Below are 26,151 nucleotides of genomic sequence, written 5' to 3' on the forward strand. Positions count from 1 at the left end.
TTCCTTATATTTAGTTTTACTTATCCTGTGCAAACAGGATGATTAACCAAGCTAATGCTATTCATATGAAATTGTTCTTTCAATCTATTGTAAGAATACTGGTAATTGTATTACCGGTAATAGGTATGGCACAAAATAAACCTGCTGCTTCAGCAGAATGGAGTGCTGCAATATTCTCTAACCTGAAATTTCGTTCTATTGGACCTGCCGTAACATCGGGGCGTATTTCCGATTTTGCGGTGAATCCGAATAACCACAGTGAATATTATGTGGCCAGTTCGGCCGGCGGTGTATGGAAAACCACCAATCATGGTGTTACATTTCAACCCATATTTGATGCACAGGGTTCTTATACCATTGGCTGTGTAACAATAGATCCCAATAACAGTAATATAGTCTGGGTAGGTTCAGGTGAAAACAATAACCAGCGTGCTGTTGCTTATGGTGATGGTGTATATAAATCGGAAGATGCTGGCAAGACATGGAAAAATATGGGTTTAAAAAACTCAGAGCATATTGCCAAAGTCATTGTAGACCCTACCAATTCCAATATCATTTATGTAGCAGCTTATGGCCCGGTATGGAGTGAGGGGGGAGAGCGTGGTGTATATAAATCTACCGACGGTGGTGCAACATGGAATGCCGTAAAAACAGTGAGCAATTACACCGGCTGCAATGACCTTGTCATGGATCCGCGTAACCCGAATGTGTTATATGCATCCTTTCACCAGCGTATGCGAAAGGTATTTACTTACATTGGCGGCGGACCAGAATCTGCCTTATACAAAACAACAGATGCGGGTGCTACATGGAAAAAAGTGGAAGGCGGTTTTCCTGGAGGTGAGTTGGGCAGGATAGGATTGGCCATCAGCCCGGTGAACCCGGATGTATTGTATACAGTGGTTGAAGGAAAAGATAATAAGGGAGGTATCTATCTTTCCAAAGACAAAGGACAGAGCTGGGAGAAAAGAAGTGGTTTTGCTACATCAGGAAATTACTACCAGGAGATCGTTTGTGATCCTGTAGACATAAACCGCATTTTTATTACAGATGTATATTACAAAGTGAGTGATGATGGTGGTAAGACGGTGTATAATTTAGGCGAGATCAACAAACACATCGATAACCATGCTATCTGGATTGATCCCAAAGATACAGATCATTTGATGGTAGGATGTGATGGCGGTATTTATGAAACATGGGATTTTGCAAAAAGCTGGGATTTTAAATCTAATCTTCCTGTAACACAGTTTTATAAAGTAGCTACAGACAATGCGTATCCATTTTACAGTGTACATGGTGGTACACAGGATAACCTAAGTCTGGGCGGCCCCAGCAGAACCACTTCTGCCAATGGTATCGTTAATTCCGATTGGTATATTACTTCTATTGGAGATGGTTTCGAAACACAGGTAGACCAGTCAAATCCCGATATCATTTATGCGCAGAGTCAATATGGTGGATTGATTCGCTTTGATAAGAAAAGTGGAGAATATTATGGTATAAAACCATCAGAAGGAGAAAATGAACCGGCTTATCGTTGGAACTGGGATGCGCCCCTGCTGATTAGTCAGCACGACAATGCACGTTTGTATTTTGGTGCCAATAAAGTATTCCGTACAGATGATCGTGGGAACAGTTGGAAAGTCATCAGTCCCGATCTTACCCGCCAGATCGATCGCAATCAAATTGAAGTAATGGGTAAAGTTTGGTCTGTAGATGCTATTGCAAAAAATGGTAGTACAGATATTTTTGGTCAGCTTACATCAATTGCAGAATCAAAATTAAATCCTGACCTGCTTTGGGCAGGAACAGATGACGGTTTGATTCAGCTTACACGTGATGGCGGAAAAAACTGGATAAGGTTTGATAACCTCCCTGGTGTTCCTTCAATGAGTTATGTACACCAGATCATTGCATCGTTGCATGATGTGAACACAGCTTATGTATGTTTCAATCATCATCGCTACGGCGATTTTAAACCTTATGTGCTGAAAACCACTGATGCCGGTAAGTCATGGAAACCCATTCAATCTAATCTGCCACAAAGAGGCAGTGTATACAGCATTGCAGAAGATCATGTAGATAAGGATTTATTATTTGTGGGGACAGAATTTGGTGTATTCTTTTCCAACAACGGCGGACAGGAATGGATTCAGTTGAAAGCAGGTATTCCGGTGGCTGCAGTACGTGATATTGAAATACAACGCAGAGAAAATGATCTGGTGCTGGCCACATTCGGAAGAGGATTTTATATACTGGATGATTACAGTGTATTGCGTTCTTTCAAAAAAGAAACACTGGCAAAAGATGCGGTGATTTTTCCGGTAAAAGAAAGCCTGATGTATATTGAAAGATTACCATTAGGCTTAAGAGACAAAGGTCATTTGGGGAGCAGCTATTTCAGCACACCCAACCCGCCTGTAGGTGCCGTGTTTAACTACTATATTAAAAATGATAGCAAGAAACTAAAAGATATCCGTTTAGAGAATGAAAAAGCAAAAGCTGAAAAGGGAGAGAAGTTTTATTATCCTTCCATCGACAGCCTGCGTTTGGAAGACAACCAGCCCGACCCCTATTTACTGTTTACCATTCGCGATAAAGCAGGTGATGTTGTCCGTCACCTGAAAGCGCCTGCTAAAAAGGGCCTGCAGAAAATTGTATGGGATTTCAGGTATGCCACACCTGCTCCTTTATTGGGCAGAAGATCTCCGGCACCGGATGAATTGTTTGGCGGAGAAGAAAAAGGACATTTGGCCATGCCTGGGGAATACAGTGTTTCCTTATCAAAATATGAAGATGGTGTGTTTACAGAGATTGCTGGTCCGGTGAACTTCACCTGTAAACTTTTACAACAAAGCAGTTTACCGGTGAATATGGAAGATAATCTCGCATTTTATAAACAGGTTTCTTCCTTGAGAAAAGCAGTAAGTGCTACCACTGATATTTATGCCAACATGCGGACAAGACTTGGAAATATTAATGCTGTAACGCAGGATATAGCCAGTTCTCCGAAAGCAATTCTGGAGAAAGCATATGCACTTACACTTAAACTCAATGAAATAGGTATTCAACTGAATGGTGATGCTGCCAAATCGCGCCGTGAATTTGAAACGCCGCCATCTATAGCGGCAAGGGTAGGGGATGTTGAAGGTGGGGTATGGAACTCAACATCGGCTATTACCACAACTTACCGTAATGATTATGCGATTGCATCAAAAGGACTTTCATCTGTACTTGCAGCCATGCGTAAACTGGATGAAGAAATACAGACACTGGAAAAACAACTGGAATTAAACAAAGCACCTTATACGCCGGGAAGATGGCCCGAGTGGAAGTAAGGGGTAAAGTCAAAAGTCAAAAATCAAAAGGAAATCATGTATATAATCCCTTTTGATTTTTGACTTTTGAATTATTACCTGTCCGTCACTTCCACAATCAGGAACTTTAAATAATTCGTATTCTCCATGCCCCAGATAATCGGGTGGTCGCTGGCTTGTGCCTGGAATGTAACCTGTCTTATTTTTTTGCGGGCATCTTTGGCGGCCATTTCAATGGTTTGTAAGAAGAGATCGGGTTGTACAAGATTGGTACAACTTGATGTAACAAGGAAACCGCCATTGCGAATAAGTTTCATTCCTCTGAGGTTAATTTCTTTATAACCCGTAATCGCTTTCTGAATATTTTCCCTGCTTTTGGTGAAAGCGGGTGGGTCGAGCATGACCACATCATATTGTCTTCCATCTTTACCCCACTGTTTCAACACATCGAATGCATTCATGGCTTCAAAGCGACAAATATTTTCGAGTCCGTTCAACGCTGCATTTTTGTTTGCCTGCGCTACTGCATTCTCTGAAATGTCTAAACCGAGCACCGATTTGGCTCCATAATGCGCTGCATGAATTTCAAAAGTACCGGTATAGGTAAATGCACCCAGCACTTCAGCATCTTTTACAATATGCTGAATGGCGCGACGGTTATCCTGCTGATCCAGAAAGTATCCTGTTTTTTGTCCGTTTTCAATATCAACATGAAACTTTAATCCATTTTCTTGGATGATGATATTGGTATCAAAAGGAGCAGACAGAAAACCTTTGTGTTGGGAGAGACCTTCCAGTTCCCGAACAGGTACATCATTGCGTTCATAAATACCTTTGGGTGAGAAGATGGATTCCAGTGCTTTTACGATGGCAGGTTTCCATTTGTCCATACCCAGTGAGAGGGTTTGGAGCACAAAATAGTCGTTGAACTTATCGATAATAAGTGCGGGCATATAGTCTGCTTCACCAAAAATAAGACGGCAATTTTCGGTATAACCAATTTTCTGGCGATAGCTCCATGCTCCAGCAATCCTGTTATAAAAGAACTGTTCATTGATTTCTTCCTGTTTACGGGTCAATAATCGCACCATGATCTGCGATTTTGGGTTCACATAACCACGTCCGGCCAGCTTACCATCGGCAAAAAACACATCTACAATATCACCTGCTTCAACGGGTCCCGATACCCTATCCACCTCATTTCCAAATATCCAGGGATGGCCATTGGCGATCCGGGGAGCAATCTTTTTCCTGAGATACACATTTGTCATGGCGCGAAGATAATTCATCGCCCCCAGAGCTCATGCTGTTAAAGCGGCCGGGAAACCCGGAAATAGCTGTAATTCAACTGACAAGCTCCGCTTTTTAGCCTCGAAAACTGCCATTTTTTCCCGTTTCTTTGCATCGGCAAAATTTTTGACAGTATTGCCACAACAAGTATTAAGCAAAATAACTATGGAAGAGCAGGCAACGACTACACCAAACGTAAATGAAGAACTGAACCAGGGTATCGATATCAATGCTGATGAAAATGCTGCCGGTACCTCACACCTGAATGAGCCGGTTACCGACGACAGCCAACTGGAAAAATTACAGGCCGAGTTACAGGAGCAGAAAGACAAATATCTCCGTCTGATGGCCGAATTCGACAATTTCAGACGCAGAACCGCTAAAGAACGTATTGAACTGATACAAACTGCGGGTAAAGATGTAATCGTTTCACTACTCGATGTGCTGGATGACTGTGACCGTGCGGAAAAACAATTACAGGGTAGTGACGATATTGCTGTGCAGAAAGAAGGTATCCAACTCGTGTTTAATAAACTTCGTTCCAACATGCAGTCAAAAGGAGTAAAAGTGATGGAAAGCATCCATACAGATTTTGATGTAGAGAAACACGAAGCCATCACCGAAATTCCTGCACCAACAGAAGAATTGAAAGGAAAAGTACTGGATGAAGTGATGAAAGGATATTACTTAAACGATAAAATTATCCGCTTTGCAAAAGTGGTGGTTGGAAAGTAATTTGGAGATGTCAGATGTCGGATGTCGGATGTCTGATTTGAATGATAAATCAGACATCCGACATCTGAGATCAACAAATATAAAAAAATGGCTAAAAGAGATTTCTACGAAATATTAGGGGTAAGTAAATCAGCTTCAGCCGATGAGATTAAAAAAGCTTATCGGAAAGTGGCTATGCAATACCACCCCGATCGTAATCCGGGTGATAAGGATGCGGAAGAGAAGTTTAAAGAAGCAGCAGAAGCCTATGAAGTGCTGAGTGATGCGGATAAAAAAGCAAAATATGACCGTTATGGTCATGCCGCATTCGGACCAGGTACTGGCGGAGGCAACGGTGGTTATAGTAATATGGATGATATCTTCAGCCAGTTCGGTGATATTTTCGGCGATGACATGTTTGGGAATTTCTTTGGCGGTGGAAGAAGAAATAACGGTGGTGGCGGTCGTGCCCGCGGTCAGAGAGGCAGTAACCTGCGTATCAAACTAAAGCTGAATTTTGAAGAGATTGCCAAAGGTGTTACCAAGAATGTAAAAGTAAAAAAACATGTATTGTGTAATACCTGCGGTGGTAATGGGGCAAAAGATAAAAACAGTGTACAGAATTGTGGCACTTGCGGCGGAACAGGACAGGTAAGAAGAGTAACGAATACATTCCTCGGACAAATGCAAACTGTTAGTACTTGTCCAACCTGTAACGGGGAAGGTTCAACGGTAACTTCAAAATGTGGCAGTTGTAAAGGAGAGGGAAGGACATACGGGGAAGAAACCATCAGTATCGATATTCCGGCAGGTGTACAGGAAGGCATGCAACTGAGTATGAGTGGAAAAGGTAATGCAGGTGAACGTGGCGGATTTGCTGGAGATCTTATTATACAGATTGAAGAAGAAGCACATCCTGAATTACAGCGTGATGGGTTGAATGTGGCATACGATCTTCATTTATCATTCCCTGATGCCGTATTTGGTACACAAGTAGAAGTGCCTACCATTGACGGGAGGGCAAAAATTAAAATACCTGCGGGTACCCAGAGTGGAAAAATATTCCGACTCAAAGGAAAAGGTTTTCCGGAAGTGCAGGGATACAATAAAGGTGATCAGTTAATTTATGTAAATGTATGGACACCTCAGCAGGTGAGTGATGAAGAGAAGCGTATGCTGGAGAAAATGAGTGAGAGTCCTAATTTCAAACCTAATCCAAATAAAAGTGATAAGAGCTTCTTTGAAAGAGTGAAAGAAGCTTTCAGCTAACACATACTATTTTCTTTTTTTCTTTGGCGGATGATAGAGTAGGATGGCCTGCTCTATTAATCTGCCAAATTCATTTTGAAGGCGATCGTTCCTGCGAATGCCCGATTTGGCTAATGTTAGTACGTCTTCTAATTGATAGTCTCTGGTAAATTTAGATTTGCGCAATACAGAACCAAACATTGCCACCGCTGCTGCAAAACGATACATGCTATCGGCTTGCCTGATATCTATACCCTCATAGTTGCAGTTAAACAATTGCTGCACAAATTCATTTGTTCCCGGTTTTTTATATTTCAGTTCAAGAGAAGCCAAAGCCTGGTGAACAGCAACTGCGCTGTCTTTTGCAGGACTTATTTCAAAGATGGCAGTAATGGTATGACCACTGCCGATTTCCCCACCTTCAAGCACACTGTTGCTGTCTTCCAAAGCGGTTTTCTTATTGTCGAAACCCACCAGCCTGTAATCGGATACGGTAGACGGATTAAAACGTACAGTAACAGATGCATCATCGGCGATCGCAAAAATGGTTTTGGTAAATTCTGTTACTAAAACTTTCTCTGCTTCTCTTGCCTGGTCTATATAGGCAAAATTACCATTGCCTTTTTTTGAAAGTGATTCCAGTTTGCTGTCTTTATAATTACCCATACCCACACCCAGACAGGTGAGATAAATACCTGTTTGCTGATAACGTACAATCAACTCTTCCAGTTCTTTCTCAGAAGACTGTCCCACATTGAAATCACCATCAGTGGCGAGGATAACACGGTTATTCCCCTGAGGAATAAAATTATCTTTTGCCAGTTGATAAGCTAATTGAATAGCGCCTGCGCCGGGTGTATCGCCACCTGCCGACAAAGAGTCAATGACATTTTTAATACTTTGTTTATGAGCACCACCGGTAGGAGGAAGAACAATACCAACGCCACCGCCATAAGTGGCAACGGTAATGGTATCACAATCGCGCAGGTTATTAACCAGCAATTTAAAAGCAGATTGTAATAAGGGTAAACGATTAGGTTTATCCATAGAACCTGAAATATCAATCAGGAACACGAGATTGGAAGGTGGTACATTTTCCAATGGAATAGTGGGTGCTTCCATTTGTAAAAAAAATAACTGGTTGCCTGGCTTCCAGGGACAACTGGTATGTTTATAACTGAAGCTGAATTCTTGTTTACTTTTTTGCGCTCTATTTTCAGCAATGGGAAAGCTGAAATAATTCAACATTTCTTCAATGCGAACAGCGTCTTCCGGTACAAACATCTGGTTCGAAATAAAACGTCTGATATTACTATATGCTGCGTTATCGATGTTGAGAGAAAAACCTGTCTCAGGAAAATCGGCTGCTTTAATAAAACTGTTTTCAATTAAGCCGCTGTAGCTTTCACCAAGATTTGTATACGGGGTATAATTATTTTCTTTTGCATTCGATACGATGGAAGCCCTGTTATTTTTATACAACTTTAAAGTGCCTGGAAGTGTGTTGAGTTGGAGGCGTTGGAACTGCCTGCTGTCTGCCAGTACACAAAGTTTTTCGTATCCGTCCAGTTGTAAATAAAGAGAATCTCTGAGCTGCGTCAATGAAATGCCAAATGCACCTGAGCTGCCACTGGTAAATAATTGTTGTGGCTTTGATTTTAGTCTGAGTTTAACACCTTCCAACAATACCCCATATTCATTTCTCACCTCACCACGTATATAATATTGCGCAGTGGAGCAGAAGTAACAGGCAAGACAGTACAATAATATCCAAATGCGTTTACTCATTTGGCAAAGGGGTTTCAACTACAATATAACGCTAAATCAATGGATTCAGGTACAGCAGTCGCTGTTAAAGCCTTGTTATGCTTCGTCCTTGAGCTGGTAAATTTCTCTGATATTTCGGCCCAGACCATCGTAATCAAGTCCGTAACCAAGCACAAAACGATTGGGAATGGTGAAGCAGCAATAATCCATCTGGATGGGATATTTCATCGCATCGGGCTTATGTAAAAGCACCGCTACTTTAAGTGATAAAGGTTGCTGATTGATGAGTTGTGGCAAAAACTCATTCATGGTTTTACCCGTGTCGATAATATCTTCGAGAATCACTACATGCCGGTTATTGATCTCTGTATCGAGACCGATGGCTGTAATTACCTGGCCGGTTGATTTCGTGCCTTTATAGGAAGCAAGTTTAATAAAGCAGATCTCTGCTTCAATGCTAAGTTCTTTGAAAAGGTCTGCAGCGAACATAAATGAACCGTTCAGGATGGCAATGAACAAAGGTTTCTTACCTGCATAGTCTTTGTCGAGCTGTGCCGCCAGTTCCCTGACTTTTTCACGGATCAGGTCTTCGGGTAAGTAAGGGACAAATTGTTTATCGTGAACAGTGATCACACTCATGTTGAACTATTTTGTGGATTTTGATTTTGCTTTCGCAGCAGCATTTTTTATCTCTACAGGAGAACGAAGGAAGAGTTTCTGACCTACAGAAAGCTGGCTGTCTTTCTTTAGTTTATTGTATTCAAGTAGACTTTCAAGACGAATACCTTCTTTCTGACAAATGGTATGTAATGTTTCGCCTGCAGTTACTTCATGCAGATCGGAAGCACCTCTTTTTTGTTTTTTCTCAATAAACAATAACTGATCAGCATCCAGAATATCACTTTCCGGTAATTCATTAAAATCGAATAATTTACTCAGGCTGATATCGTATCTGTGTGCCAGTGCAAGGAGGGAAGTGCCTTCTTTGGCATAAATGGCTTTTGTGTGGTTGATGGTAAAAACGCCATCAGGATAGGGAGATGGCTTTTTCTCTGCAGTTGGTTCGGCTTTCTTTTCAGGAAGAGCGGTGTCCTCCGCTTTACCGGCAATGTCTTCTACTACAGCCTGTACAGCGATGGTCTTTGATTCTTCTTTTATCTTATTTTCCTCTGGTCCCTTGGGGTCTTTATTTTTTTCAACTATTTGCGTCTTATCTTCTTTGCTCTTTTTGTCTTCCTCTTTTACCCAATGTACAGGTAGTTTTGTGGCATCAACAGCAACAGTTACATGCTGGGTAGGGGCTACAGTTGCGGCATTTCTGTTTTCTTTAATGGCAAGAGCGAGTAAGGTATACTGGTGCAGTTTATAATCTTCTACTACCCGTAATAATTTTTCCGGGTAGGTAGGGCTTGTAGCATAACCGGCACGTTTAAGACCATAAGCCCATCCTGTAATATCGGTAGGTTCAAGTTTGAATAGAAAAGCATAGTGAGCCCTGGTCTTCAAAAAATCTGAATGGTCTTTGTACGATTGTGCAGCATCGGTATATACACGAAAACATTCTCCTTTGGCATCATCATCCTGGTAGGTTTTTTCACCAGTCCATTCCGTTTTACATTTGATACCAAAATGGTTGTTGGCGTTTTTTGCTAGCGGACTTTCACCAAACTGTGATTCCAGAATGCCCTGAGCAAGTTTGATAGATGCGGGCACACCGGTACGCAACATCTCTTCAATGGCCAGTTCTTTATAACTGTTGATATAAGCTTCTGTTTTTTCTTTCACTGACAATTGCTGTGCTGTGCTATTGGTGGCAATGCAAGCGTAAACTACCAGTAAAAAGATCCATTTTTTCATGCGTCTTTCTTTTTAATCAGTAAGAGCCCATCCCTGATGGTTAATAATACCTGTTCCGTTCTTTCATCCTGCCTCACATGTTCATTGAATGCATGTATGGCTTTTGCATTCTTACCGCTGATGCTTGCTTCAAGTACCTGCCCATGAAACAGTACATTGTCTGCAATAATGATTCCACCTTTGTTAAGCCGGGGTACGATTTGTTCATAATACCCGATATAACCTGTTTTGTCCGCATCTATGAAAACGAGATCCCATTGATGTTCCAATGCAGGTATAATGTCTGCTGCATTTCCAATGTGCAAATGTATCTGATGATTTCTTTTGCTTTTGCTAAAATAGTTCCTGGCTATAATGGCGTCTTCCTCCCGGCATTCAATGGTATGCAGTTCTCCGTCTGGCTGAAGACCTTCTGCCAGGCAAAGGGCACTGTACCCGGTAAACGTACCTATCTCTAAAACGTATGTAGGGCGCTGAATAGTGCTCAGAAAGGATAAAAATTTACCCTGCACCTGTCCGCTCAGCATATGGGCCTGGGGATGCTGCCGGGTAGTATACTGGGCAATTTCCTGTAAAAGACTATCCTCAGAAGCGGTAAAGGCCTGGGCATAGGCTTCTGCCTCGGGGGAGAGAATCAGGGGGGTATTCATGGAGCAAAGATAAGCAACTGATAGCTGGATTGGGGAATGCAAAAAGCAAAATTCAAAAGTTACAATCCGTTTTACTGGCTGATTTTTGATATACGTTGTATAGGTGCGGTTTCGGCGATGGGTAAAAGTGCATAACTGATATGGTTAAGACATTGCTAAGATTCTGACATTGGTCTATATATGATTTTTAGAGAAGAAAAAAGAGTATTTTTAAAAGATACGATTACTCTTTAAAACGATTAGCCATGGCTATGCCTGATTTCCCAAACGGATTTGACTCCTGGCAAAAAACACATTTTGAAGTTGTGGAAGTACTGTGTTATATCAGAGAGTTAGAAATAAGTAAACAGCCTAAGAGCTTTACTGAAATGGTAGACCAGACAGCCACTGAAGAAATGTACCAGCTTGCTGTTGCACTCACCAATAAATATGAGGAATACTCAAAAGGGAAAAACAGAACACGCAGTCTCTTTGATGAGATTGAAGAGTTTGTGTGGAAAGAAGTGCGAAAAGAGGAATAAGTAATTTTATGCAGTGCTGAGCCAGGCGATATTATTTCGGTTAATCTACCTGTGGAAAAAATTGTTTGGTAACGGATGCCTTTTCTCTGGTTACATATTCCAGAAAAGAAGCTGCCACGGGAGAAGTTTTTTTTCCTTTTAACCAGATCAACTGCCAGGCCGTTTTAATAGGCAGACCTTTTACCGGAATGATTTTCATATCTCCGTTTTTCAATTCGTTTTTAATACCTATCAGTGGCATGATTGAATAGCCTAAACCCGCCAGTACAGCCTGTTTTACCGCTTCATTGGAGGTAAGCTCCATTTTTTTGCGAAAAGTGAGGTGGTGTTTTTCAATAAATTTTTCCATAGTCTGCCTTGTGCCAGAGCCATTTTCACGGAAAATGAGTGGCAATTCCTCAAACAATTTTTTTATGCTCACCTGTGCAGGTATTCTCGAGCCACGTGCACCTACTAAATACAGTTTATTGGGCAGCAATTCAATTCTGTTTAGTTGCATTGTATCCGGGATAATCGATACAAGGGAAAAATCTACTTCATTCCTGTCAAGGCTCTCTATCACTTTGGCTTTGTTCGTTACATCCATCAACAGGTCTACGCCAGGATGTTGTTTCATGAAACCAGTGAGAAAATAAGGCATTACGTATTTGCCCGTTGATACAACTGAAATCTTAAGTCTGCCGGATAGCTGCCCTTTATAAGCTTGGGTCTTATAATTGATGGCTTTAACCTCGTTAAGTATGGCTTCTGCCGCTGTGGCAATTTCTTTTCCAAAGTCGGTGATATATAATTTTCTACCTACCACTTCTGTAAGAGGTATGTCGAACTGATCCTGAAAGTTTTTCAATTGGATAGAAACGGCCGGTTGTGTGAGGTATAATTCTTCTGCCGCCTTGGTGACACTCTGTGTCTCTGATACTTTCAGGAAAATCTGTAATTGGTTGAGCGTGTAATTCATAAATTATATTTATGCATATCATTGTAAAGATAAATGAAAATATATAAATACTTCATCTCATTTTTGCTTCATTAAATAAAAAGACAATCAAGTATGACAAAAATTACAATCGCAAAAGGAGATGGTATCGGTCCTGAAATTATGGATGCTACAATCGAAATTATTACAGCAGCGGGCGCGCAGATTGAGATTGATGAAATTGAAGTAGGAGAGAAAGTGTACCTCGCCGGCAACAATGCCGGTATAGCCAAAGAGGCCTGGGATACTATCCGGAGGAATAAAGTTTTTCTCAAAGCCCCAATCACTACCCCGCAGGGAGGTGGATATAAAAGTCTGAATGTAACCACCCGGAAGTTCTTAGGACTGTATGCGAATGTCCGCCCCTGTAAGAGTCTTTATCCATATGTGAAGACCAAGCATCCTGAAATGGATATTGTGATCATCCGCGAAAATGAAGAAGATTTATATGCTGGTATTGAACATCAGCAGACCGACGAAGTGGTACAATGTTTAAAACTGATCAGTAGGCCAGGCTGTGAGAAAATTGTTCGGTATGCTTTTGAGTATGCAAAACAATACGGGAGGAAAAAAGTAACCTGCTTTACTAAAGATAATATTATGAAGCAGACCGATGGTTTGTTTCACCAGGTATTCGACGAAATCGCAAAGGAATACCCTACGATTGAAAATGAACATTGGATCATTGATATCGGGGCTGCAAAAGTAGCCGATACACCGGAAGACTTTGATGTAATAGTGATGCCCAACTTATATGGTGATGTATTGTCGGATGTGGCAGCACAGATTACAGGCTCAGTAGGACTGGCAGGCTCAGCCAATATTGGTGAGTCATGTGCTATGTTTGAAGCCATTCACGGCTCTGCTCCCAGAAGGGCCGGTCAGAATGTAGCTAACCCATCCGGATTATTACAAGGTGCGATCATGATGCTCAGTCATATCGGACAGTCATCGGTAGCTGAAAAAGTGCAGAATGCATGGTTAAAAACAATCGAAGATGGAATCCATACATACGATATCTATAAAGAAGGTGTGAGTAAACAGCTTGTGGGAACCAAAGAATTTGCAAAAGCTGTGATAGCCAACCTTGGAAAGCAACCATTACAACTTCCACCGGTTCACTACAATGAACAGACTGTATTAACCCTGCCAAAATATACCCGCAAAGCACCAGCCAGTAAAGAACTGGTAGGTGTAGATATTTTCGTACACTGGAATGGTTACAAGGCAGATGAACTGGCTGCAAAAATTAAACAGGTAGATGTATTGGGTGTAGAATTATCAATGATTACAAACAGGGGTATCAAAGTATGGCCGGAAGGTTTTGAAGAAACCTTCTGTACCGACCACTGGCGTTGCCGCTTCAAACCTACCAATGGTGCGGGCGTTACCAAGGAGCAGATTATTGAACTACTTGAAAAAGCAGAGGCACATGGTATTGATACCATCAAAACAGAAAATCTCTACACATTTAACGGAAAACAATCCTATTCACTCGGTCAAGGACAATAAAACCAAACATATGATAGAGCTACAACTTATTAAAGGCCGGTTCAATAAAACCGAAGCATTTGATCTTGTTTCGCAAATGGTAAATATCAAGATTAAGTATCATGAAGATAAGATCAGATGGGCTGAAAAAGAGGAGGATATTAAGATGCGCGAAAACAGGATCAAACAATTGCAGAAAGAACTCTATGAATTTAAAACCCGCATATTCTCTAATGAACAGCCTGTTAATATTGAATCCGGAATTATAATCGCATAAAAAATTTATATGACTACAACAGAAAATGTTACACTTATTAATGGTGTTTTTACTCCTGATGAAGCAAAAGAAGTGTTGTTAACACTACTCAACCACAAAATTAATTTTCATCGTATGCGGAATTTTAGTTCCGAAGAACGTTATGGGAAGCCCGATCCGGTATCTGAAAAAAGACTTTCAGAATTATATGAAAGTCGTGATCAGGTACTTAGCTTACTGACCAATGCAACAGCTTCTGGCTATAAACTGGAAATAGAGTCGCTGGTAAGCATCCGAAAAGGAGATAAGATAGAAGAACCTTTACCGGAAGAGGTATATTCAATGCCTGTACAATCAGCAGACCGGGACATTGTACAATTATGGTAATAAAATAAACTAATGCAGTTTATTTTATGTATTGCTTCTCCGTGAAATCAGCAGTAATCCTAAGAAGGTTATCAGGCCGTTTATAATCAGTAATTCCAAGCCAATTTCGAAAGAGCCGAATAATTGCTTCTGAAATTTATCGACGAGAAGACATAATAACGGAGAAGCAATACATACCAATGGTACTAACTTATCATTTACAGCCCGTTTCAACAAAATACCAAAAGTAAACAGCCCCAGTAAAGGTCCATAGGTATAAGCGGCTACTTTTAAGATGACCCCAATCATACTGCTGCTGTCAATCCATTTATACACCATCACGAATAAGAGGAAAATCCCTGCAAAAACCAGGTGTACACGTTGTCTGATTTTTTTCTTTTGTTGATCGGTCCAGTCATCGCGGCGTTGTAATCCGATGATATCAATACAGAACGAGGAAGTGAGTGCAGTAATAGCCCCATCTGCACTGGGAAAGAGGGCAGATATCAATGCAATGATGAAAATGACAGATACCATACTTGGCATATGTTGCAAGGCAATGGTGGGGAAGAGTTTATCGCCCGTGGCCGCAATACCCTGCGCATCTGCATAAAGGTGTAACAAGCCACCCAGAAAAAGGAACAGACCTATTACAGCCAGCATAATAAAACCAAGGGTTACTACATTCTTCTGTGAGTCCTTTAATGTTTTTACAGAAATATTTTTCTGCATCATTTCCTGATCCATACCCGTCATGGTAATGGTTACAAATGCACCAGCCAGTATCTGTTTCACAAAGAAGAAACGACTTTCAGGTTCGGTAAAGAATATTTTTGAATAGCCTTTTTCACCCATTGCGGAAAGACTTTGCCCGATACCCATATCTAACTGACTTAAAATATAGACTACACATATTACCAGACCAATTAGCATACACGAAGTCTGCAAGGTATCGGTCCATACAATTGTTTTTACACCACCTTCATAGGTGTACAATAAAATCATCAGGAGAATAATGAGTGTAGTGGCCCAGAAGGGGATGTGAAAACTTTCCAATATAGCATCCTGTAAAATGCGAACCACAAGATACAGGCGTGCGGTAGCACCCAATGTGCGCGATAAAATAAAAAAAGAAGCACCTGTTTTGTAGGAAGCAAAACCCAGTCGCGTACTGAGATAATTATAAATAGATGTAAGGTTGAGTTTGTAGTACAATGGCAATAACACAAAAGCAATCACCATATAACCTATCAGATAACCAAGCGTTATCTGCATGTAAGCAAAAGATTCTTTTGCCACTGCACCTGGAACACTGACAAAAGTGACACCACTTAGTGAAGTGCCGATCATGCCAAAAGCTACCAGCATCCAGTTGCTGTTTCTGTTCCCGATAAAAAAAGATTCATTGTTGCTGTTTCTGCCCGTGTACCAGGCAACTGCCAATAAAATCAGGAAATAAATGATCACAAAAGAGAACAGGAGGAGTGGCGACATAGCGTTATTTTTTATAAGCTGAATAACAATCGTTCAGGGTAAAGATAGGGGATGTTGCGGTTTATTGCAGGAATTGAAACGGGAACTTTACAAATAAAAAATACACTGTTTTGGCTTGTAACGACAAAGCTGCTTACATTGCGACGTAAATGATTAGGTATGCAAACTAAGCGTATTGCAGTTTTTTGCGGTTCAAAGAATGGGAATAACCCTGTTTTCCTGGCCGATGCTTCGAGGCTGGGGAAACTCATGGCGGCGCACGGCATTACCCTGATTTATGGCGGTGGTAACAAAGGACTCATGGGAGCCATCGCCAATGCTGTGATGGACCATGGTGGGAAAGCGATTGGTGTGATACCTGAAGTATTACTTGAATGGGAACACCAGCATGAAGGCATTACAGAATTACATGTAGTAAAAGACATGCATATACGCAAAAAGATGATGTATGAACTTTGTGATGCTGCAATCGTATTACCCGGAGGTAACGGCACATTGGATGAGTTGTTTGAAATGCTAACCTGGAATACACTGAACATTCACAACAAAAAAATAATCCTGCTGAATACAGCAGGATATTATCAGCATCTTGTGGCACATATTGAACAGATGGCCGAAGAAGGGTTTCTGTATGAAGACTGGCGCGAACGGCTGATTGTTTTAAACAGTGCCGATGAAGCTATTGCTTTTTTCGATTAAGGTATACACCAAAACCTGCCCTGAATACCGGTAAGGGGTCATTAAACTGGTCACGATAAGGGGAGTTGATGTTTTGTAATACATCGATCATCAGCGTAACATAAGAGTATTGTCCGCCAACCACCCGGTTACCATAACCAATACCTACGAGCAAACTTTCTGCATTGTAATTATATTTGGCGGTTTGACCTGTAATAACATTCTTCTGTGAAGAATTGATCCAGTTGTATTCTGGCTGCACCTGCAGGTGTAAGAAGTTTACGGGCCAAATGCGTAAAAAAGTACCTGCACCATAATTGAAATTGCGGAAACGGGTATTGCTGAAATCAGATGCATTCTGAGAGAAATAGTTGATGTTTAAGGAAACACCTGCGTCCAGCCATTTATTGAGGCTATAACCCAGTTCAGGATTTACACCCACATTAAAAAAACGATTACCCAGTGATAAGTTCAGGCTCGAACCAAAGAACATGTTTTCTCTTTTGAAGCCTTTGGGTTGTTCATCGCTTTCAATTTGCTGTGCAAAAACACTACTACAGAGCAATAAAAGGCAGGTAAACAATACACTGTTTTTCATAGTTAGGTATTTATGCAAATGTACGTCTCAGTTCAGGTCAAAGATTTTACCTGCGTTTAAAATATTGTTAGGATCGAATGCTTTTTTGATTTCACGCATGATATACAGATTGGCATCTTTAAAAACGGTAGCCATATATGGTTTTTGGATCAGTCCGATACCATGTTCACCACTGATTGTGCCTCCCAGGCTTTTTACGAGTTCAAATAAAGCACGAAGTGCATTGGTCATTTCAACGTTACCGTGACTGTTTTTAATAGTAGGATGGTTGATGCGGATATGCAGGTTGCCATCACCAGCATGTCCATAACAAACAGCATGGAAACCATATTGTTTGCCCAACTCTTTCACACCTTTAATCAATGCAGGTAATTCAGCACGTGGAACCACTGTGTCTTCTTCAATGGTATAGCCACTTGTTTTGACTGCTTCTGCTACACGGCGGCGTAATTTCCAGAGTTCTGCTTTTTGTTGTGCATCGTCTGCAAAAAATACTTCACCTGCATCAAATTGTGTAAGCAATTCTGCAATGGATTCCATTTCACTCATCAGTACATCCATATTATTGCCATCTACTTCAATAATGAGGTGAGCAGCAATAGAGTCATCAACAGGAACGGCAGTACTGTCTACCATTTTACTCACAATCTTTAATGCATCTATTTCTACCAACTCTAATGCACTGGGTACAAAACCTGCACGGAAAATGGCACTTACAGCTTCACTGGCTTTTTCCAGCGATGCAAAAGGAACAAGCATTAATAAATCGTACTTAGGAAAGGGGATGAGTTTGAGTACAATTTTTGTAACAATGCCTAAAGTACCTTCGCTGCCAACCACCAATTGAGTGAGGTTATAACCGGTTGAGTTTTTTAACACGTTGGCACCTGTCCAGATGATTTCACCATTAGGTAATACCACTTCCAGGTTCAGTACATAATCTTTTACAACACCATATTTTACCGCCTTGGGGCCGCCGCTGTTCTCGGCAATATTTCCACCAATGAAACAACTGCCACGGCTGCTGGGGTCGGGTGGATAGAAAAGTCCTTTTTCTTTTACGGCGTTCTGTAATACTTCTGTAATTACCCCGGGTTCTGTAATTACCTGCAAGTTTCTTTCATCAATCGAAAGAATACTGTTCATTCTTTCGGTAGACAACAATACGCCACCAAGATGTGGTAAAGCGCCGCCGCTTAACCCGGTGCCAGCACCTCTTGGGGTAACCGGAATAAGGTCTTTATTACAGATTTTCATGATGGCGGCAATTTCTTCTGCTGTACGGGGTTTTACAACCACTTCAGGCAGGTATAACAGGTGTTCTGTTTCATCGTGTCCGTAATGATTCAGGTTTTCTTCGTCTGCCAATACAAATGCGTCACCCAGAATGGATTTGAATTGCTGAATATGTCCGCTGGTGAGGGTGCCCTTAACTGCCGTAGCCGCCATGTTTTAGATAATTTTGGTAAAAATACTTGTTGGAGGGGAGATGTTTGCAGGATTTTGCGCTTTTAAAGCTATTTTTTTATAAAAACTTCAATTATTACTGAGAGATATTAGGTAAACTCTCATGTCCTTCAGTATTCCTTGAATATCTTAAAAGATTCACCGCAAACGATTGATAAAAGCCAATGTGTAGATACTACATAAAAAAATCAACGAAAGCGTTAAACAATTATTTTTGCCGGACTAACTAACGATTGTTCGTATATGATTGAATCTATGACCCAGCTAAATTTTCAGCAGTTGACGGCATTGGGATTTAAACCCATGCATCACGTTCATTATCAGTTAAGTCCGGAAGCATTAACCGAGCAGACCGTCTTTCGCGGTCAGGGCGTGTTAAACAATACAGGTGCCCTCTGTATTGAAACAGGTGAATTTACCGGTCGTTCTCCGCAGGACAAATTCATTGTAAAAGATGCAATAACAGCAGATACCGTTCACTGGAATAATTTTAACATTGCCATTGAGGAAAAATATTTTTTCCAGTTAAGGGATAAAATGATCAGTTACCTCAATGGAAAAGAGGAAATCTGGGTGCGTGATGCATATGCATGTGCTGATCCTGTATACAGAATGAATATCCGTGTCATTAACGAAAATCCATGGAGTAATTTATTTGCTTACAATATGTTCCTCAGACCTGCAGAGCAGGAACTTGAAAACTTTAATCCAGAGTGGCATATTATCCAGGCGCCCGGATTTAAAGCGAATCCAGCAATAGATGGAACACGTCAACATAATTTTGCTGTTGTTTCATTTACACATAAAACCATTCTCATTGGTGGAACAGGTTATACAGGTGAAATGAAGAAAGGTATTTTCACTATTCTTAACTATGTATTGCCACAGGAAAAAAATGTTCTCAGCATGCATTGCAGTGCCAACATGGGCGATGCAGGCGATGTTGCTATTTTCTTTGGATTAAGTGGTACCGGTAAAACAACACTGAGTGCCGACCCGAACCGTAAACTCATTGGCGATGATGAGCATGGCTGGACAGCTAACAGCGTATTTAATTTTGAAGGGGGCTGTTATGCTAAAACCATTGACCTGAGTGAAGAAAAAGAGCCTGAAATATTTCATGCTATTCGCCCCGGGGCACTGGTAGAAAATGTTGGTTTTATGGCAGGCAGCAAGCAGATTGATTTTGCTTCCAAAAAAATTACAGAGAATACACGCGTGAGTTACCCACTGCATTTTATCAGCAATGCTGCTGAACCAAGTATAGGTGGACTCCCAAAAAATATTTTCTTTCTTACATGTGATGCTTATGGTGTATTGCCGCCTGTTAGTCGTTTAACACCCGGACAGGCTATGTATCAGTTCATCAGTGGTTATACGGCCAAAGTTGCCGGTACAGAAGCCGGTGTAACAGAACCCAAATCTACCTTTAGTGCATGCTTTGGGGCACCGTTTCTGCCATTACATCCGGGTAAGTATGCAGAGATGCTCGGACAAAAAATGAAGGAACATGATGTAAAAGTGTGGATGATTAATACTGGATGGAGTGGGGGGTCTTATGGAGTGGGAAGCAGGATGAAACTGAGTTATACCCGTGCCATGATTACGGCTGTATTGAAAGGAGAATTAGATCATGTTCAGTTTGAAGCACATCCTGTATTTGGTATGATGATGCCATTAACTTGTTCAGGTGTACCCGCGGAGATATTGAACCCCAGAAATACCTGGGCCGATACAACTGCATACGATGCAAAAGCAAAAGACCTGGCACAACAGTTTATTCAGAATTTTTCGAAATATGCTGCAGGTGTCAGCGAAGAAATTCTTCAGGCAGCCCCTATTGTATAACTAATTATTTATCGCCTATGGCGATACAACTTGGTCTCTTCGATTGCTTTGTCTGTTTGAATGGAATCCCGTCACTTGTGGCGGGATTTCTTTTGGGGGAAGGTGAATGGTGAATGGTGAATCGTCAATGGGGAATGAAAAAGTTTTATTATTATGCAATAACCTTAATCGCTGTAAAGTTTTTGAATTTTGTCTTGCCTAGCCCACACCACCCAAATGATGCTGCCAAAGCTCACTATAAGGTCCTTTGTTGCTTAAAAGTGCTTCATGAAATCCAGCTTCCACCAATTTTCCTTTTTGCAAAACAAGTATGTTGTCACAACGCCTGATGGTAGATAATCGGTGTGCAATAATGATAATGGTTTTTCCTTGCTGCTGAAACCATTGAAGGGTAGACTGTACCAGTTGTTCGCTGCGTGGGTCAAGGCTGCTGGTGGCCTCATCGAGTACCAATACTTGCGGGTCTTGATACAGGGCTCTTGCAATGGCGATTCGTTGTCTTTGTCCACCGGAAAGATTGGTGCCCTGTTCATTCAAAATACAGTGATAGGTATTGGGTAACTCTTCAATAAACTGATGAATACCCAGCATATGCGATAAGGTGAGAATTCTTTGCAGATCAGGTTCAGGATCACCAATGGCAATATTTTCAATAATGGTTCCATTGAACAGATCGATCTGTTGAGGCACTACCGCAATGAGTTTCCGCAAACTTTTGTGACTGATATGTTGTATATCAATACCACCGATACTGATATATCCTTCTTTCAACGGATAAAGATTTTGCAGTAAGGATAATAGTGTTGATTTGCCGCTGCCACTCTCGCCCACAATAGCAGTGCTTTGTCCCTTATTGATTTGTAAACTTAATCCTTCAAATACCATGGTCCTTGTTCCATATCGGAAATAGATATTGTTAAAAACAATATTACCCACCTGTTCTGGGTTTAGCCGGATATGGTGTTGCTGAACATTTTCTGTTTCCAGGTCAATGATTTCAAATAAACGGTCAGCAGCTATGAGTGCATCCTGTATTTGTTTATTAGCGCCGATAAGGGATAAAGCAGGACCTGTAAAATAACCGATGAGTGCGTAAAATGATAAGAGTTCTCCCGGCGAAAGTTCCCTGTTGATCACAAAATAACTTCCGGCCCATAATAAGCAGATGGTGAATACACGGGTGAAAAATTCAGCTCCTGTGCCTATATAGAGTGAATAGATACTGCTTTTATAAATGCTACCTAACAAACCAAAGAAACGATCTTCTGTTTTTTCGTTGGCATAAGTTTCGAGATTGAATCTTTTAATGGTGCCAACGGCATTCAGACTTTCCACCAGTTGTGTTTCTAAGGCGGCCGACTCTTCCATGAGTGTTCGTTGCCATTTTTTGTTGACACTGTTACTGATAAAATAGAGAGACAGGTAGATGGGAATGATAGCAAGCATGAGTAGTGCTAATTTCCAATAGTAAGCAAACATTACTACAAGGCTTAATGCCACAACTAGGATATTGACGACCATATCTAGTGCAACATTGTTAATGAAGTCCCTGATTTTTACGGCGTCATTCACACGGCTGATGATTTCACCTACACGCATAGTATCAAAAAAACGTTGGGGTAATTTCAGCAGATGTTTGTAGTAACCCAGTATTAAATGTGCATCCATCATTTGTCCGGTACGTAATGCAAACACTGTTTTATAGCCGCTGATAATGAGTTGGAAAATCAATACCATTACCATTACTATACTCAGCAGGTTCAGCAATCGTACGTTACCTTCTATCAATACAAAATCAACAATTTTTTGGATATAAAGTGAAGTGGATAAACCAAGGATGCTATAGATGAATGCCCCCAGTAATGCCTGTATCAATATAGCAGAGTGGGGACGAATTAACTGCCAAAACCGCTCTGAATTGCTGATCTTTTTTTTGCCACTTACAAAGCCCTCATCCGGAAGTAATAGTACAATCACACCGCTCCATATTTCTTTAAATTGTTGAAAGGTTGTTGTATGAAAAGCGCCATCGCCGGGATCCATGTAAGTAATATATTTTTTAGTAACCTTATATATAACCACATAATGGTGCAAGCCGTTTTTTAGTACAACATGTGCAATGGCAGGAAGTGGAATTTTCGTTAAACTTTCTAACTGCCCTTTGGCCGCTTTGATCTGGAAACCCAATTTTTCTGCTGCTTCAATAAGTCCCAGTATAGTTGTGCCTTGCTTATCTGTACCTGCATATTGACGAATGCGGCTTATGGGTAATTGTAAATGGTAGTACATGGCAACAGAAGCCAGACATGCTGCGCCACAATCAGTAATATCTCTTTGTTGAATGCATATCTTCTTTTTCATGACTGTTCTTTTGTAAGCTGCGTTGCGGGAGCGGTAGGATTCAGCCAATCGTCTATTTTGTCAAACAATAATTGCCATAGTGTACGCTCAGTTACCATAAACCTGGCCTGGAAACTGAGTCCTTTCTTGAGTAGGCCTTTGTAGCCATTTTTTAATAATAGCTGGGTGTCATCGAAGCTGCATCGTACTTTAAAAACAGGCTTGTTGTCTAATAATGTAAAGTCATTGTCGATGGATGCAATTTTGCCAGTAAGTATTCCAAAATAATTGTAATCAAAAGCATCTATCTGAAAGCGGACAGGTTGATTGATTTTTAACAATCCCATATCACGTGTGCTGATATAACATTCAGCCATCAGATTCGATTGTGGTGAAATGATGCAGAGTGTTTCTCCAGCGCTGATAAAACCTCCGGCATAGCGGGTATTGATATGTTGAATCTCTCCTGAAACCGGGGCGTATAGCAAATGCTTTTTCTGCTGGCTTTCTATTTGATTCCGCTGCGCAGAAAGCTGTGCTATTTCTGTTTTATAGCGCTCTAAATCATTTTGCCAATGGGTAATCTGCTCCTGCTTAAAGGCATTGAACAGCGCTATTAAACGCTCTGATTCAATTTCTTTATCAAAATGTTCTTTGCTGGCAATTACTTTATTGTTCAACAGCAGTGTATTGATCTCCTGTTCGTGACTCACTTTTTTTATGGCGGCCTGCCGGTCGGTTAACTGAAACAAAAATCTACTTAATTGAAGACGGTAAAGTGCTGTTTTCAGTGATAAGTCGTTATAGTTAGTCGCGGCAATCAGTACCTCAAGATCGCTGATAAAGTTTAGGCGCTGTCTGACTTCAGTATCGTTCAGGACTATTTGAAGGTCAGTAGAATTGTCTTTCAATCTTGCTATCAACTGTCCCTGCAGGATGGTGTCTCCTTCTTTTACCAGTAAAGAATCAATGATGCCCGAAACAGCTGGTTTGATTTCCGTTCTTTCGTTGAGTGGTCGGATGATACCCATTGAAATAACAGAAATACTGGTCTTGATAAATGGTAAAGCAACCAGAGAAGAAAAAATGAGTAATAGGATGATGATATAAAGTATATGCGTGTTTTTTCTGTAAGTATGTATTCGGTAGAAACTGTTCATAGCAGGTATTTAAACAGTGCCATTTACAATATCAATGATGAGACCGATGCAATTATAGAAGGCATGTGTCAGAAAAACGATGAGGATTGGGTTTTGACGCTTATGACGTATGATGAGAAATAGTGAGCCAAAGAGAAGTCCGGATAAAAAGGTTTTGAAAATATATTCCCATGAATAATAATGTGAGATGGCAAAAAATAATGCGGAAACCAAACAGGATGCCAATCTTGCGGTTCTTCTCCTTTTCAGTATAAATTTGATGATCAGATGCTGGAAGAATAAGGTCTCAATAAATGGGGCAATTAAAACTGCGATAAAAAAACCTTGCATTATTGATGTGTGAACAGGTCCTGCGGTGTGAGACGGAAAAAGAATAGTAGAAAAGATAAGTGTAATGATAACATCCATACCAACAGTATAAATAATGAGCATACTCGTCTTCTGCCTGCTTAAGCCCGTGATAAAACGGTTATAATATTTATTAGCGCTGCTGATACACATTTTAATGGCATTTTAGCATTGATGCTGAAAGGGAAAAAAGGGATAGAAAGAAAACAAACCATTGGAAGGTTGACAGTTTCTGCTTCATTGTTGTGGAAATAAAAGGACTGAGTTCTTTGATGAACTCAGTCTTTACAAGGTTAATTACTTTTTCAAATTGGCTGGCAGGGAATGCTGGTACTCCATAGCCTGCTTTGAAAATTGCCAGATGGAATGGGCTGTTGCTCCAACGATATAGGCCAAGTCACCCCAAAATCCTCCACCTTCAATCGCCAGTGTTTGTTCTGAAGAAAGCTCGCTGAGTCCTTCATACTTTAGAAGATTCATTGATTGCGTCATAGCAGTATAATTTTATTATTTAACTGAATTCCATCCATCAACCAGGCCTTTTTTTATTTCATCCCAGTGATCGATGATTTCTTTGCCTACAGCGGCCCAGGTAATGCCTTTTAACCACTTCGGCCATGCGCCTCCGGATACCTCTTGTATTTCAGCGTTGTCAAGCGCATCCAGACCCATCATTTTTAATTCTTGTATTTGCATCTGTAGTATTTTTTACCCTTACCTGTCTTTCGCCATGGTTCGGATGTTGTTTTTTCAGCGTCACGCAGGATTCCCGCTACCGTGAACTCGGTTTTTTCAGTTTTGCTTTTGGCTGGGCTGTCTATGATGAACCCCCAGGTTGTGTCGAAGCAACCAACGTACTTTATTGTTTTTTCTTTGGGTCAATAAAGGAGTAATATCCCGCAATTCGTAGCTACTGAATGAATTGGTTGTAGCATACACACGGATAATGCATTTTCAAATGCGGTCTGTTGATGGCTACAACTTTAAAAATCAGGTAGCACTTTCTTTCTGGGGGGAATATAGTTTGACGAAAAAAGAGATGTTTTGCTAATGTCTTATAGTATAATTCAATATTAATTTTATCATCAGGAGAGCGAAATAGGGATGTCCCTGATGTACAGCTAATCCCATTTTGCTCTATTGTTTTGTAAAGATAAAAATGATAAATAATTGGGGCAACTGAGTTTTTTAACAGGATTGCCGGGATTTGTGTTCAGACTTCGGCCAGGGTTAAAGAATGTGCGTTAGGTGAAGTGGTTTTGTGCAGGAACAGAACACTTGTGGCGGAGTGAAAGATGAGATACCCCCTTATTATATCAACTCCATATGTAAAATAGGATAGGGTTTGCCCGTTCCATCAAGTGGGGAGCGGGTTTTTACGACAAACCCAAGATATTCATAAAACTGTCTGGCTGCTTCATTCTGTTCGTTTACATCAACTTTTGTTATATGGTAGTTTGTAAAAGCATGCTGCATCAATTGTTTGCCTAAACCTTTGCCTCTTTCAGCAGGGTCAAGAAAAAGCATTTCGAGTTTATCTGCTGCAACACCCATAAAGCCCAGTATCTTTTGATCTTCATCAACAATACAGGTAATATCTACCATCGAAAAAGCATTGTGCTGCTGAATGATGTCTTTGAAAAATAAAATATCAGCCGGATCAAGAAAATGGTGTGTGGCTCTTACAGAGGCCTCCCATATAACCAACAACTCTTGATAATCTGAAGACTGACCTTTCCGAAGTTGATACATGGTTGTATGA

General features: G+C 40.8%; 24 protein-coding genes. 9 read left to right on the forward strand and 15 right to left on the reverse strand.

The genetic code is table 11. From position 1 onward, the window contains the following. Positions 1-65 precede the first annotated feature (65 nt). Positions 66-3,341, forward strand: coding sequence for a WD40/YVTN/BNR-like repeat-containing protein (locus tag ACH3Z1_RS14345; protein WP_490822679.1), 3,276 nt, complete (start codon positions 66-68; stop codon positions 3,339-3,341). 74 nt (positions 3,342-3,415) lie between these two features. On the opposite strand, the gene ACH3Z1_RS14350 is transcribed toward ACH3Z1_RS14345, so the two are convergent. After that, on the reverse strand, positions 3,416-4,591 hold the full coding sequence (locus ACH3Z1_RS14350; protein WP_490822680.1) for a class I SAM-dependent rRNA methyltransferase: 1,176 nt from the start codon (positions 4,589-4,591) through the stop codon (positions 3,416-3,418). 184 nt (positions 4,592-4,775) lie between these two features. On the opposite strand from ACH3Z1_RS14350, the gene ACH3Z1_RS14355 reads away from it, so the two are divergent. Both ACH3Z1_RS14355 and dnaJ read left to right on the forward strand, forming a co-directional pair. Further along, complete coding sequence (locus tag ACH3Z1_RS14355; protein WP_490822681.1) at positions 4,776-5,345, forward strand: nucleotide exchange factor GrpE; 570 nt, start codon at positions 4,776-4,778, stop codon at positions 5,343-5,345. A gap of 87 nt (positions 5,346-5,432) precedes the next feature. Then, the gene (dnaJ, locus tag ACH3Z1_RS14360) at positions 5,433-6,593 is read left to right on the forward strand and encodes a molecular chaperone DnaJ (RefSeq protein ID WP_490822682.1); all 1,161 of its coding nucleotides are present in this window, start codon (positions 5,433-5,435) and stop codon (positions 6,591-6,593) included. 6 nt (positions 6,594-6,599) lie between these two features. Here the strand turns inward: dnaJ and ACH3Z1_RS14365 are convergent, their stop codons facing one another. The 4 genes from ACH3Z1_RS14365 to ACH3Z1_RS14380 all read right to left on the reverse strand — a co-directional run bounded on the left by ACH3Z1_RS14365 (position 6,600) and on the right by ACH3Z1_RS14380 (position 10,846). Further along, complete coding sequence (locus ACH3Z1_RS14365) at positions 6,600-8,360, reverse strand: vWA domain-containing protein (RefSeq protein WP_490822683.1); 1,761 nt, start codon at positions 8,358-8,360, stop codon at positions 6,600-6,602. Between the two features lie 75 nt (positions 8,361-8,435). Then, on the reverse strand, positions 8,436-8,978 hold the full coding sequence (hpt, locus tag ACH3Z1_RS14370; protein WP_490822684.1) for a hypoxanthine phosphoribosyltransferase: 543 nt from the start codon (positions 8,976-8,978) through the stop codon (positions 8,436-8,438). Between the two features lie 6 nt (positions 8,979-8,984). Next, positions 8,985-10,196 carry a glucosaminidase domain-containing protein gene (locus ACH3Z1_RS14375; protein ID WP_490822685.1) on the reverse strand — a complete coding sequence of 404 codons (1,212 nt, stop codon included), beginning with the start codon at positions 10,194-10,196 and terminating at the stop codon, positions 8,985-8,987. Further along, positions 10,193-10,846, reverse strand: coding sequence for an O-methyltransferase (locus ACH3Z1_RS14380; RefSeq protein ID WP_490822686.1), 654 nt, complete (start codon positions 10,844-10,846; stop codon positions 10,193-10,195). Before ACH3Z1_RS14380 ends, ACH3Z1_RS14375 begins: the two co-directional genes overlap by 4 nt. A 245-nt stretch (positions 10,847-11,091) precedes the next feature. Between ACH3Z1_RS14380 and ACH3Z1_RS14385 the strand changes: the two genes are divergently transcribed. Beyond that, positions 11,092-11,367 carry a hypothetical protein gene (locus tag ACH3Z1_RS14385; protein WP_490822687.1) on the forward strand — a complete coding sequence of 92 codons (276 nt, stop codon included), beginning with the start codon at positions 11,092-11,094 and terminating at the stop codon, positions 11,365-11,367. Positions 11,368-11,407: 40 nt separating this feature from the next. Here the strand turns inward: ACH3Z1_RS14385 and ACH3Z1_RS14390 are convergent, their stop codons facing one another. Further along, on the reverse strand, positions 11,408-12,325 hold the full coding sequence (locus ACH3Z1_RS14390; RefSeq protein WP_490822688.1) for a LysR family transcriptional regulator: 918 nt from the start codon (positions 12,323-12,325) through the stop codon (positions 11,408-11,410). Between the two features lie 93 nt (positions 12,326-12,418). Here ACH3Z1_RS14390 and ACH3Z1_RS14395 point away from each other — a divergent pair, with 93 nt between their 5' ends. The 3 genes from ACH3Z1_RS14395 to ACH3Z1_RS14405 are packed head-to-tail and all read left to right on the forward strand — an operon-like array spanning position 12,419 to position 14,477. Next, the gene (locus ACH3Z1_RS14395) at positions 12,419-13,855 is read left to right on the forward strand and encodes an NADP-dependent isocitrate dehydrogenase (RefSeq protein ID WP_490822689.1); all 1,437 of its coding nucleotides are present in this window, start codon (positions 12,419-12,421) and stop codon (positions 13,853-13,855) included. Between the two features lie 10 nt (positions 13,856-13,865). Next, positions 13,866-14,111 (forward strand): hypothetical protein, encoded by a 246-nt coding sequence (locus ACH3Z1_RS14400; RefSeq protein ID WP_490822690.1) that lies wholly within the window; start codon positions 13,866-13,868, stop codon positions 14,109-14,111. A 9-nt stretch (positions 14,112-14,120) separates the two neighbouring features. Continuing rightward, positions 14,121-14,477, forward strand: a complete 357-nt coding sequence (locus ACH3Z1_RS14405) for a hypothetical protein (RefSeq protein ID WP_490822691.1) — start codon at positions 14,121-14,123, stop codon at positions 14,475-14,477. A 24-nt stretch (positions 14,478-14,501) separates the two neighbouring features. On the opposite strand, the gene ACH3Z1_RS14410 is transcribed toward ACH3Z1_RS14405, so the two are convergent. Then, the gene (locus ACH3Z1_RS14410) at positions 14,502-15,950 is read right to left on the reverse strand and encodes a sodium:solute symporter (RefSeq protein WP_490822692.1); all 1,449 of its coding nucleotides are present in this window, start codon (positions 15,948-15,950) and stop codon (positions 14,502-14,504) included. Positions 15,951-16,109: 159 nt separating this feature from the next. Here ACH3Z1_RS14410 and ACH3Z1_RS14415 point away from each other — a divergent pair, with 159 nt between their 5' ends. Next, complete coding sequence (locus ACH3Z1_RS14415) at positions 16,110-16,649, forward strand: LOG family protein (protein WP_490822693.1); 540 nt, start codon at positions 16,110-16,112, stop codon at positions 16,647-16,649. On the opposite strand, the gene ACH3Z1_RS14420 is transcribed toward ACH3Z1_RS14415, so the two are convergent. Continuing rightward, complete coding sequence (locus ACH3Z1_RS14420; protein WP_490822694.1) at positions 16,630-17,226, reverse strand: hypothetical protein; 597 nt, start codon at positions 17,224-17,226, stop codon at positions 16,630-16,632. The genes ACH3Z1_RS14415 and ACH3Z1_RS14420 overlap by 20 nt on opposite strands. A 27-nt stretch (positions 17,227-17,253) precedes the next feature. Then, complete coding sequence (locus tag ACH3Z1_RS14425) at positions 17,254-18,675, reverse strand: FAD-binding oxidoreductase (RefSeq protein ID WP_490822695.1); 1,422 nt, start codon at positions 18,673-18,675, stop codon at positions 17,254-17,256. Positions 18,676-18,948: 273 nt separating this feature from the next. Here ACH3Z1_RS14425 and pckA point away from each other — a divergent pair, with 273 nt between their 5' ends. Beyond that, complete coding sequence (gene pckA, locus ACH3Z1_RS14430) at positions 18,949-20,541, forward strand: phosphoenolpyruvate carboxykinase (ATP) (protein WP_490822696.1); 1,593 nt, start codon at positions 18,949-18,951, stop codon at positions 20,539-20,541. A 198-nt stretch (positions 20,542-20,739) separates the two neighbouring features. Here pckA and ACH3Z1_RS14435 read toward each other — a convergent pair whose 3' ends face one another. The 6 genes from ACH3Z1_RS14435 to ACH3Z1_RS14460 form a co-directional block, all read right to left on the reverse strand. Beyond that, complete coding sequence (locus ACH3Z1_RS14435) at positions 20,740-22,902, reverse strand: peptidase domain-containing ABC transporter (protein WP_490822697.1); 2,163 nt, start codon at positions 22,900-22,902, stop codon at positions 20,740-20,742. Then, complete coding sequence (locus ACH3Z1_RS14440; protein ID WP_490822698.1) at positions 22,899-24,041, reverse strand: HlyD family secretion protein; 1,143 nt, start codon at positions 24,039-24,041, stop codon at positions 22,899-22,901. Before ACH3Z1_RS14440 ends, ACH3Z1_RS14435 begins: the two co-directional genes overlap by 4 nt. Positions 24,042-24,050: 9 nt before the next feature. Continuing rightward, the gene (locus ACH3Z1_RS14445; protein ID WP_490822699.1) at positions 24,051-24,542 is read right to left on the reverse strand and encodes a CPBP family intramembrane glutamic endopeptidase; all 492 of its coding nucleotides are present in this window, start codon (positions 24,540-24,542) and stop codon (positions 24,051-24,053) included. A 144-nt stretch (positions 24,543-24,686) separates the two neighbouring features. Further along, complete coding sequence (locus tag ACH3Z1_RS14450) at positions 24,687-24,881, reverse strand: hypothetical protein (protein WP_490822700.1); 195 nt, start codon at positions 24,879-24,881, stop codon at positions 24,687-24,689. 15 nt (positions 24,882-24,896) lie between these two features. Beyond that, complete coding sequence (locus tag ACH3Z1_RS14455; protein ID WP_490822701.1) at positions 24,897-25,085, reverse strand: hypothetical protein; 189 nt, start codon at positions 25,083-25,085, stop codon at positions 24,897-24,899. Positions 25,086-25,700: 615 nt separating this feature from the next. Beyond that, positions 25,701-26,141 carry a GNAT family N-acetyltransferase gene (locus tag ACH3Z1_RS14460; RefSeq protein WP_490822702.1) on the reverse strand — a complete coding sequence of 147 codons (441 nt, stop codon included), beginning with the start codon at positions 26,139-26,141 and terminating at the stop codon, positions 25,701-25,703. Between the last annotated feature and the right edge of the window lie 10 nt (positions 26,142-26,151).

It is taken from the genome of Sediminibacterium sp. FW305-C-49, from assembly GCF_058231085.1.